The organism is Dolichospermum sp. LEGE 00246, from assembly GCF_015207865.1.
GTDB classification, from domain to species: Bacteria; Cyanobacteriota; Cyanobacteriia; order Cyanobacteriales; family Nostocaceae; genus Dolichospermum; species Dolichospermum heterosporum.
This window is the reverse complement of record NZ_JADEWA010000672.1, coordinates 1-1986: the sequence shown is the minus strand read 5'-3', so window position 1 is coordinate 1986 and position 1986 is coordinate 1. Positions and strand designations below refer to the sequence as shown.

4 protein-coding genes are annotated in these 1986 nt (G+C 33.2%); 1 reads left to right on the top strand and 3 read right to left on the bottom strand.

Features of this window, described 5'->3' with window-relative positions; genetic code table 11:
- Positions 1-126 precede the first annotated feature (126 nt).
- From IQ228_RS25405 to IQ228_RS25395, 3 genes are read right to left on the bottom strand one after another with little or no spacing between them, the layout of a single operon-like run.
- Positions 127-333 carry a DUF4926 domain-containing protein gene (locus IQ228_RS25405; protein ID WP_027404094.1) on the bottom strand — a complete coding sequence of 69 codons (207 nt, stop codon included), beginning with the start codon at positions 331-333 and terminating at the stop codon, positions 127-129.
- A complete protein-coding gene (locus tag IQ228_RS25400; RefSeq protein ID WP_193964921.1) occupies positions 326-703 on the bottom strand; it encodes a type II toxin-antitoxin system RelE/ParE family toxin in 378 nt (125 codons plus the stop codon). The genes IQ228_RS25405 and IQ228_RS25400 overlap by 8 nt, the downstream gene beginning before the upstream one ends.
- On the bottom strand, positions 693-947 hold the full coding sequence (locus tag IQ228_RS25395; RefSeq protein WP_193964919.1) for a hypothetical protein: 255 nt from the start codon (positions 945-947) through the stop codon (positions 693-695). Before IQ228_RS25395 ends, IQ228_RS25400 begins: the two co-directional genes overlap by 11 nt.
- A 173-nt stretch (positions 948-1120) precedes the next feature.
- Here IQ228_RS25395 and IQ228_RS25390 point away from each other — a divergent pair, with 173 nt between their 5' ends.
- Entirely contained in the window at positions 1121-1897 is a 777-nt protein-coding gene (locus tag IQ228_RS25390; RefSeq protein WP_193964917.1) for a DUF5131 family protein, read from the top strand.
- Positions 1898-1986: the final 89 nt, after the last annotated feature.

Genomic DNA, 1986 nt, shown 5'->3' with positions numbered 1-1986 from the left:
GAAACATGATTTGGTAACAGCACCAAAAGATTGGGAATATTCAAGTTTTCATCGCGCTGTGCGTCAAGGTATGTATGACATGATGTGGGGTGCGGGTGAGGAAATTATTTTTGATGATGATATTGGCTAAAAATTTAACACTATTATTTGCTCTGGACGTAAACCAAGAGATTCATAAGTTTGTCCACTGCGATCGCTAAATTCTACTTCAAATACAGTACCATCGGCTAATAATTCAACTATTGTACCAACTTGACCACGTAACAAGTTATATTCAGGTAAATCCACTGTTAATGCTACTACGTCTAGTAATTGGGGCATACTTTTAGTCATCTGGAATTGTCTTTCCTTCTTCATATTGAGCTATTGCTTGTTCAATTATTTCATTACTCACATCTGTCAGATCAGATTTAGAATAAATTGTAGTGAGTATAATTCCTTGAGCATTTTTCAGATAATAAATCACCCTATATCCTCCACTTTTTCCTTTTTGAATGTTACTATTTTTAATACGAACTTTGAAAACTTGATATTTAATTCCTGCAATTCTATCTCCAGGAATTTCACCTGCTTGTAGTTGATCAATTAAAGGTTGAACATCACTACGAATTGAACGATAGCGTTTAGCCAGTTCTCTTAAATCCCTTTGAAAACGAGGAGTAAGAGCAATTTCAATTAGTAGTGGTTCATTATTATTCTGCATCTATTCCTTCCCACATTTGTGAAAGGGGTATAGTTTGTCCACTTAATGCTTCTTTTATTCCCTGATGAATACCTTCAATGACAATTTCTGTGGGTGTTTCTTCAAGAGATGAATTTTTCTCTAATTGGAAAATAGATTTTTGGATAAGTTCCAATGTGTATGTTTCCACAGAAAGTCCTTGCTGTTGTGCTTCTTGTATTAAATACTGTTCTAATTCTGGTGGTAAGCTGAGGGTTAGTGTCATAAGTCTATTGTGGATGACTTTATATATTGTAAACCTGCAAAAATAAAAAATTGTAAGTTAGGAGAAAATTATTTTCGATACTCATAAAATCTGTTATATTATAGTACATACGAATTAAAAACATCAAATCCAGATAACTTACAAAATTCATAACTAACTAAGGTTAAATCATCATGTCTAGTATAAACACAGGTATTGAGTGGACAGATAAAACTTGGAATCCTACAACTGGTTGTAACAAAGTTAGTCCAGGTTGTGTGCATTGCTACGCAGAAGCTATTACTAAACGCTTTCCTAATAATTTTAAAAATGGATTTGATTTAACTCTACATCCAGAAAGATTGACAGAACCTTTAAAATGGCGTACTCCTAGTAGAATATTTGTTAATTCAATGAGTGATCTTTTTCATGAAGAAGTACCTTTAGATTTTATTCAAAAGGTATTTAAAGTGATTCATGCTACACCTCATCATATATATCAAATATTAACAAAAAGACCTGAAAGATTAGTTGAATTATCACCACATCTAGACTTTCATAAAAATATCTGGTTAGGTGTATCAGTGGAAAATCAAAGTTATGTTTCTCGTATTGATTTACTTCGTCAAGTTCCTGCAAATGTGCGTTTCCTTTCCTGTGAACCATTGTTAGGTTCATTAAATCTTGACCTCACAAATATTGATTGGGTCATTGTTGGTGGAGAATCTGGTCAAAAACATCGTCCAATGAATATTGAATGGGCTGAAGACATTCGTGACCAATGCCAAAAAGCAGAAGTTGCATTTTTCTTTAAGCAAATCGGTGGTAGAACTTCTAAAGCTGGTGGTAAGTTATTAGATGGTAGAATATGGGATGAAATGCCAGAAGCTTGGCAAGAACATCAGAAAAAATGGGGTCAATCTCCACGAAAACTATCATTAAAAAAAGAAAGTTTGCAACTTACTGCTTAGGTGGAAATGTAACTTTAACAAAATCTCCAAAGGTATTTTTTATTCGTTCATTAACAGGTGGTTCTGTAGTAAAAAACACAATTTTATTT